We start from the raw sequence: 8,226 nt of genomic DNA on the forward strand, positions 1-8,226 counted from the left end.
TTGCCATTCTTTGCCGAGACGAGCCTGGCCTATGCCGAGAGGTTGCTGCGCAAGGGCGATGACGCGGAGACTGCGCTGGTGGCCGCTGCGAAGGTGTGGGCGGGTAATCAGTTCGTCGCTGGCGAGGCCGATGACGCTTATAACCGTCTGGCGTTTCGCGATCGCGACCCGTTGGGTGTGCGTTTTGCCGAGTTGGCTGAGCGGGTGTATGCGCCGTTGTTTGCCGCTCAGGTGGAGGGCGGTGCGTGATGATTCATGCTTCTCTGATCGTGGATGATGTGACCGCTGTTCTGTGTCCGGAGCATGGTTTCGGGCGCGAATCAGCGTTTCCTTAGCGCATCCGAGCCGCCGTGGATGTGATCTGGTCTTCGAAAAGCAATCGATGGCCGTGATCGTCTGGCGCGGCAGCGAGAAGGACAAAGCCTCGGAGAGCCAATGGGTGGCGCTACGCCCGGATGCGAACATCGCGGCGGCGATAGAGGGGCGGACCAGACTGCCGGGAGAATCAGGCGGCTGATCGGTCAAGGCCAGCCTGTCACGCGATCTCCGCAACCAACTGTTCAGAGTCCGGTCGAGCATCGACAAGGTCGCATCGCCGCTGATCGCCCGAATCAGCTCGCCCCATTTTCTGCGATCAATGGTGTTTGATCGTTAATTCGACGACGCAGTTTGTCGCCTGCCCCATCTACACTCCCGCCTGAATCGCTGCACCTCACGCAGCGCAGGAAGGGGGATACACCATGGCCAGACTGTTCGCACTAACCCTGCTCGTCATCATGGCTTACGGCCTGCTCAAGACGGCCGAGGGCCTGCGCACGCTCATCAACCGCCGCGTGCTCGGCCCCGAGCCGGCCGCCCCCGAAGACATCGCCTTGCTGCGGCGCGAAGTCGCCTTGCTGCGCGAGGAAGTCGCGCACCTGCGCGGCAAGTCCCACGCGCGCCACGCCGATGCTTGCGATGCCGGCCACCTGCGCCGTGCATGACCGGAGAAAGGCCATGCTAACGCGCAAGGACTGCGAACGCCTCCTGCCCGCCTACCCGCCACTGACCGGAACCCGGGCGCTCTACGACTGCAACGCCTGCGGCCACCGTTTCTCCCTGGACAGCCGGCTGGACGACGCCTGGCTGCCGCGTCTCCTGCGCCGCCTCGCGCCCAACCGCTGCCCGCGCTGCGGTGCGGCGAACGTGCGCGATAGCGGGCGCTGCCTGCGCGGCTGACCGCCGCACCCCGATCCTTCAACCGCCAAACGAGAGGTCACGCCATGTCCCCGGATACCGCCACCCCAAACCCCGCCGAGCCGACGCCCCCCATCGCCGCCCTGCGCGACATGCTGCACGCGCTGCGCAGCGACCCCCGCTGGCTCGACGCCCTGCCGCCGAACGCCGCGGGCGACGCCGACAGCCCCGCCGACGACGACCACGCCGCCCTGCGCGCCCAGATCGACGCGCTGGCCGCCGCCTTCGACCGGCTCGACGCGCCTGCCCCCGGCACCGCGTCGCCGCAAGACTCCGCTGCGCCCGCCGACCCCGACGCCGCCCTGGCGGCGCTGTGCGCCGGCTGGGAACACGCGCTCGAAGAAGCCCGCGACGAAGCCGACCAATGGCTCTCGGAAGCCCAGAGCGCGGTCGGCAATTACCAGTTGTTCGGCACCTTCGTCATCGACGCCCGCGACGGCGACCCGCTGTGGTCCGTGCGCGGCGGCGACCAGGACCCCGAATGGAGCCGGGACGCCCTGTTGTTCAGCACCTTGATCAGCCATACCCAGGCGACCCGCCAGATCGCCCTGCTCGAACGCCAGGTCAACGACACCCTGCGCAACATCGACCACCTCGCCCGTACGCTCGCCGCGCAACTGCATGCCGAACTCGAACGCCTCGACCGCGCCCGCCCGACGACTGCCGCCGACTGCCTGCCACCGCTCGCCCCGCGCGCCACCCCCTGGACCCTGCCGCTGCCCAGCGTCGCGCTGGACTTCATCCCCAGCCGGCACGACGGCTTCCTCGGCGCGCGCTACACCCTCTCCGAAGACGCCCGCGAGGGTTGGGAACGCTCGCTGGTCGACGTCGCCGACACCGCGCTCGAAAGCGCCGTCAACACACAGCGGCAGGCCTTCGAAGAACACATACTGGACGTCCTCGCCCGCGACATCGAGCGCTACCGTGCCGATGCCGCACAGTGCCTCGAACGCCAGCGCAGCGCACAGGCCCCGCAACCCGCCGCCGAGGCAGCCGGCTGAACCATGACCTCCAGCGCCCCGAACCGCGACGCCCTGCTGCACTGCCTCGGCCACCTGCGCCGCCTGCTCGATGCGGCAGCGTCGGGCGTATCGGACCCGACGCGACGCGATGCCGAGGACTGGCCCGCCCGCCGTGCCGACCTCGCCGCCCTGCACGCCGAGCTCCAGAGCGCGCCCGCGCCTGGCCCGGCCGAACCGCTCACCCGCGCCGCGGCGGCCTGCCGTCGAACCGCCGCCGATCTCGGCGCGTGGCTTACCCGGCGCGAAACCGCGCTGCACGCCGAACGCCGCGCCCTCGCGCAACGCCTCGACGCCCTGCGTGGCGACCTTCGCGCCCTGCGGCCCGAAACCCTCGTCGGCCCGATCGTCGAGACCGTCAACGACTGGCTGGACACACTCGCCGACCTCTACCACGCCACCGCCGACTGGCAGACCCTGGCCCACGACGCGGTCGAGCGCCACCTCGCGGACACGCCCGGCCTCCTCGACGAACCCGACCCCGCACGTCCGACCGCCGCCGCGCACGCCATCGACCGCGCGCTGCGCGACACCGACCGCATGGCCGCCGCCGCGACCGCACGGCTGCGCGCGGACTTCGCCCACACCGTCGCCCCCGGCATCGCCGCCGCGCTGGACGCGCTCGACATCCGGCTTGCGCGCCACGGCGACACCGTCGACTGCGGCGAACTGCCCAGACCCACGCTGGACGGCATCGACTGGACGGCTTGCGCGATGCATGACGAATGCGAACCCGAACCCGAACCCGAACCCGCCCAATACCTCACAGCGCAGAACGCCGCCGCCGCGCCCCCGAAAAGCGAAACCCCACCGGCCGACACGGTACGCGAGGCCGCACGCGCCGCCGTCGAACGCATCCGGCAACGGTTCAGGACGCAGGTCTACGAAAGCGCCGCCCAGCGGCTCGCGGCCGATCTGTACGCGCTCATCGACGCCGCCGAACAACGCGGAAAAGACATCGAGCGCCGCCTCGGCGAAGCGCAGACGAAAGGCGCAGCGCTGGACGCCCGGATCGAGGCCGTGCGGTGCGCGGGCGTGGCGCTGGAATGCGTGGCGGGGGCGGTGTGATTGAGGGGTGGGGGGTGGTAGTCTTGAACCGCTGAGCGACACCCGAAAAATCAGGACAAGCAAAACGCCGCAAGATCGTTCTGTACACCTCGAATCAATTATTCAACAACAACTCTCATTCTCAGGAGCATAAACATGTTGGCTATTCAGTTTATGAAATAGTGTAAATGGTAAGGTGTCACCGTAATTCCGAAATGTTTAGCATCGGCGCTTGACCAAATTAGCGGAGGAATTGAACAATCGACCTTGGAGCAGGTGTCGCGCTTTAAGCATGAAACGCAAAGATCGGTGTCAGAAATTAGAAGCGGGAGCGTTTGCAGAATTCTGCTTACTCTCTCTAATGATCGGAGGCATGCAGGAATCACATGGATCCCAAGCAGGACTTTAATCGTCTCTATTCAAACGTGTCGGCCAGCATTAGCGCGGCGCTCCTGGATATTTCCGAGCTTAGAGTCGATCACGAACAGGGCCAAAAGGAAATAGGTAACATGATGGCCCGCCTGCGTGACATCCAGGCGCGGTTTGATGACGAGCTAAATCTGCTGGAACGCCACGCTGAGTGGGACAAGTTCACCATCGCTTTTTTCGGCGAGACCAATGCCGGCAAAAGCACCATTCTCGAGTCGCTACGGATACTTTTCCATGAGGAGACTAGGCAGCAATTGCTGGAGCAGAACGCAGGCAATCTGGAAAAGTACAAGCAAGCACTTGATGCCCAAGTCAATTGCATTCGAGAACAGATGTACGAACTCAGCACGCATTATGTAGGTGAAATCGAAGCGATTCAGCGAAGCACTTCGGCGCTGAGCCTGATCCTACGGGAAGAATCGGCTGCACGAATCAGGACACGCATACTGGTTGCTGGTGTCATCGGCGTTGCCTTCGGCAGCGCACTCGGTGCTGTCTTCGCGCACTTTCTATTGGCGTGACGGCGAGAGTAGTGGAGCGCAGATTGACAAGTATGGTCGAGAACCTCGTCAGCGAGCTGCTTCCGACCGTGGCGACCGCTAGCGTCGAGCTCGAGACGGCACGGCGCCGTGCAATCCGTATCGACGGTCGAATCATCGGCACCGGCGAGGCAGATTTTACGAAGGGCAACGTCACATACACGCTGAACTTCCAAGATAAGACGTTTCAGCTCGTTGACGTCCCGGGAATCGAAGGAGACGAGAAGCGGTTCACATCGATGGTGCAGGAGGCCATTGCGCGCGCTCATTTGGTGTTCTACGTCAACGGAACCAATAAAAAGCCGGAGAAGGCGACTGCTGAGAAAATCCGTTCCTATCTCCATCGCGGTAGCCATGTGTGTCCGCTGCTTAACGTACGCGGCAACGCCGATGCTTACGAGTTCGAGGAGGACCGGGATTCCCTCGAAGCGCATGGCGGATCGAATACCGCCCTAGAACAGACGATGGGCGTCCTACGTGCTTCGCTGGGTGACGAGATATTGATGGAGGGACATTGCATCCAGGGTTTGCTCGCCTTCAGTGCTCTGGCTATTGATCGCAAATCCAGACGTACCACGATCCACCCCTCGCGCGACCGGGATCTTTTCATCCAGCAACGCAACTACCTCAAGTACTTCCGATCACCAAGCGCCATGCTCTCCTTTAGCCAGATTGAGTCGGTGGCCAACATCCTGCGCGGCAAGCTCGGCACGTTCAAGGAAGACATCATCGAGGCGAACAAAACCAAGGTGCGTGAGCTGCTGGCAGAAAATATCGTCGTTCTCGAGACCGCGCAACGGGACCATGAGCTGTTCATGCAGAAAGTCCGGCCCGAGTTCAAGAAATGCCACGAGACAATTACCGGCGCCTTGCAGACCTTCGAGCGTCTCGTTCCAGCCGGCCGCAAGAACATCGGGAACCAATTCTTCAACGAGTTCGCAGACGAGGCCGATGAGATCGTTGATCGGCACCTCGGCGAGGAGAAGACGATCCAGTCGGAGTTCCAACGAGAATTCCGCTCGCGGCGAGATGCATTAAAACCAGAACTCCAGGAGCAGTTCCAAAAGGAGGCGACAAACCTCCAGGAAATGGTCACAAAAGCGCTGGAACGGCTGGTGAAAGACGTGAGTCGTGTTAGGTTCGAGACCGACCTGGAGACGAGCGCCGTGCAGTTCGCCTACTCAGCATCGGACCTGGATATGGGCCTCAGCCTAAGCGACTTCGGTGGCATTCTCGCCAAGGTCGGCTCGTTCGCACTGGTTGGTGCTGGTCTAGGCTCCGCCATCCCGGTTGTCGGTAACGTGGCCGGTGCGATCGCAGGCGCACTGATCGGCCTAGGGGCTTGGGCCTGGGGGCATGTCCGTGGACGCGCGTATCGTGTTCGCAAGGCCCAGGGCAAGCTCAGAGAGGTAATTGACACTCAGCGCCAGAAATTCCTGGCAGGCTTGGAGAGGGAAAACGAGGCGCTGCTCACTCCAGCGCGAGAGAGTATCGACCAAGTGCGTGCCCAGATTGACGGCGTTCAGGCACAACTCGCGCGACCGCTTGAGGTCGTCGACCGGCAGATCGATATGATGAAGAATCTGAAAAATCAACTGGAGGCTATGCCCTATGGAAGCATTCGAGCAATTCAGTAGCGATAAGCAGGCCACACTCGATGCGCTCGCGAAGCTGCGTGAGTTGCTCGGGGAGCTCGGTGAGGTGGGAATAGATGTCGATGGGGATATCGGCAAAGTCTCGGATGCCGTGGAATCAGTCCAATCGGATGTGCTTCGAATAGCGTTGCTGGGCGCTTACTCTGATGGAAAGACCAACGTCATTGCGGCCTGGCTCGGCAAGGTCATGGACGATATGAATATCGACATGGACGAGTCGTCGGATAGGCTCGCGGTGTATCACCCGCAGGGCCTGCCTGGACAGTGCGAGATCGTCGATACGCCAGGCCTCTTCGGCGATAAGGTTAAAACCGTCGACGGAGAGCAGGTGATGTACGAAGACATCACCAAACGCTACATCTCACAGGCCCATCTGATCCTGTACGTCGTCGATGCAACCAATCCGCTGAGAGACAGCCATGGTGCCATCGTCCGCTGGCTGCTGCGAGACTTGAACAAGCTGACTTCGACCATCTTCGTCATCAACAAGATGGACGCGGTGACGGACCTTACCGAAAGCACGCTCTTCGCAGAGCAGGCGGCGATCAAGAAACAAAATCTGTCCTCCAAGCTGCAACGCGTGGCGGGTCTGAGTGCCGAGGAGGTCAGCAAACTCAATATCGTTTGCCTCGCATCCGACCCTAATAAGCGTGGCCTCGAATTCTGGTTCTCGAAGCTGGAACAGTACGAAGCCCGTTCGCGCATCAACGACCTTAAGGAGACGACCAGCAAGATTCTGAGCCAGACCGTGCCGGAGGTGTTGCGCGCAAAGACCGGGCTCGACGTCGTTCGTGACATCGTCGGGAAGAAAATCACGATTGCCCGCGAGGAAATGGACCTACTGCAATCGTTCGAGCAGCAGAACCGCGAGGAATGCAGCCGCATTCAAGAGGACATTAAGGCCGGTCGCAGCGAGATCAAACGACTGGGTGCTGAGCTGTTCGCCGAGCTTGACGGCATCGAGAAACAATTGCTCGGTCAGACGCGGTCGTTGGAGTTGCAGGGCATCCGCGCATTTCTCGAGGATGAGCTTGGCTACGAGGACGGAACTGTTGGCTACAAGCTCAACCTCAAGATCAAGGGTGCGATTGATCGGTTTTTCTCACAGTCCTCGGCGGTGACAAGCCGCCTCACGCTCGATATCGAGCGTGAGCTAGATTCGAACCAAAGTTTCCTGGATTCGATGGGCGGCATGGCCGCCAAGGGTGCGGGTGCCGCGCTGAAAGGATTGGGCAAGATGGATCCATCGATCTTGAAAGCCTCGATCTTCGCGGCCCGCGACACGCTACGCAACGCGACTGGCATCGCCATCAAGTTCAAGCCCTGGGGCGCAGCGAAACTCTCCGGAAACGTCGTCAAATACGCACCGGCCGCAGGAGCTGCGATCACAGTGGTGACTGAACTGGTGGAGGCGCAACAGGATTACCAGCGGGAGGCGGAGTTGCGAGAAGTGAAACAGTCGATTGTGGACACGATCAAGGCGCCGTTCAAGGATATTTATGCGATCCTCTCAGACGATGAAAAGCTGTTCGACAGCTTCGCACCTCAGCTCAGGGAGTTCGAGAAGGTCGTTACTGCGATGAACGACAGCGCGCGCACTATTGCGGACAATCGGGTTCGGCTGGAAAGCGTGCAGAAGCGGCTGGGTACCTTGTCGATGCCGGCGATTGGACAGCAGAAGTAAAGGTCGCAGATTTAGGAAATACGGTGACACCTTAACTTTTTTACACTTTTCACCTTCCCGGTAATCGCGCGGTACGGGGTCTACTTTTTCTTACCCCAACACCTTTGTTCTGTCGCATAAGCCCGTTACTCGTTGTCGCGCGTGATTATCCATGCGGGAATATCGCGTTGTCCATGCGACGCCCCCGAGCTTGAGCTTGTTATCGTTTCTGTCCAACTGATAGCCGACTGATGTGGCAGAGCAACGGATCTGAACCCGTTTATGGCCTATCCGAGACCTGAGTTCTTGAGCAACAATGACGATTTATTTGTTAGCTGGAGATTACTGCATGTGGAGATATCTGATGCTGAATCCCATAATAAACATCGGTGAAAGCCTAATTGATACCTTTCGGGATCCTGTAAAACCGAAACTCGGGAGTGTGTTGTATTGCGATCTTGCATTTGGATACATGGAACACTCCGGTATCTATATAGGGCGGAATAAAATTGTTCACCTTAGGGACACGCTGATTTATTGCTGATTCAGCCGGCGAGGTGTTTGGCCCCTCACGTATCCGTCCACGGTGGCGCGAACCACGACGTCATCGTCGTTGACGCCGGCCTATTGGCTTCGAT

At 61.0% G+C, this 8,226-nt stretch carries 9 protein-coding genes; all 9 read left to right on the forward strand.

Translation table 11 applies throughout. The features are described 5' to 3' along the window. On the forward strand, nt 1-249 hold a 249-nt coding region (locus tag P8014_RS19655; protein WP_337819029.1), incomplete at its 5' end, for a hypothetical protein. Nucleotides 250-382: 133 nt separating this feature from the next. Continuing rightward, nucleotides 383-517, forward strand: a complete 135-nt coding sequence (locus P8014_RS19660) for a hypothetical protein (RefSeq protein ID WP_337819030.1) — start codon at nt 383-385, stop codon at nt 515-517. Nucleotides 518-740: 223 nt separating this feature from the next. After that, a complete protein-coding gene (locus P8014_RS19665; RefSeq protein WP_337819031.1) occupies nt 741-983 on the forward strand; it encodes a hypothetical protein in 243 nt (80 codons plus the stop codon). A gap of 13 nt (nt 984-996) precedes the next feature. Next, nucleotides 997-1,218 (forward strand): hypothetical protein, encoded by a 222-nt coding sequence (locus P8014_RS19670; RefSeq protein ID WP_337819032.1) that lies wholly within the window; start codon nt 997-999, stop codon nt 1,216-1,218. Nucleotides 1,219-1,262: 44 nt separating this feature from the next. Beyond that, the gene (locus tag P8014_RS19675; RefSeq protein ID WP_337819033.1) at nt 1,263-2,237 is read left to right on the forward strand and encodes a hypothetical protein; all 975 of its coding nucleotides are present in this window, start codon (nt 1,263-1,265) and stop codon (nt 2,235-2,237) included. A gap of 3 nt (nt 2,238-2,240) precedes the next feature. After that, nucleotides 2,241-3,323 (forward strand): hypothetical protein, encoded by a 1,083-nt coding sequence (locus tag P8014_RS19680; protein ID WP_337819034.1) that lies wholly within the window; start codon nt 2,241-2,243, stop codon nt 3,321-3,323. A 365-nt stretch (nt 3,324-3,688) separates the two neighbouring features. After that, nucleotides 3,689-4,252: a hypothetical protein gene (locus tag P8014_RS19685; protein WP_337819035.1), complete on the forward strand. Its 564-nt coding sequence runs from the start codon at nt 3,689-3,691 to the stop codon at nt 4,250-4,252. A gap of 32 nt (nt 4,253-4,284) precedes the next feature. After that, nucleotides 4,285-5,907 carry a hypothetical protein gene (locus P8014_RS19690; protein WP_337819036.1) on the forward strand — a complete coding sequence of 541 codons (1,623 nt, stop codon included), beginning with the start codon at nt 4,285-4,287 and terminating at the stop codon, nt 5,905-5,907. Next, on the forward strand, nt 5,882-7,609 hold the full coding sequence (locus P8014_RS19695) for a LeoA/HP0731 family dynamin-like GTPase (RefSeq protein ID WP_337819037.1): 1,728 nt from the start codon (nt 5,882-5,884) through the stop codon (nt 7,607-7,609). The genes P8014_RS19690 and P8014_RS19695 overlap by 26 nt, the downstream gene beginning before the upstream one ends. The last annotated feature ends 617 nt before the right edge of the window (nt 7,610-8,226 follow it).

Source organism: Acidihalobacter sp. (assembly GCF_037381185.1).
Lineage (GTDB): Bacteria > Pseudomonadota > Gammaproteobacteria > DSM-5130 > Acidihalobacteraceae > Acidihalobacter_A.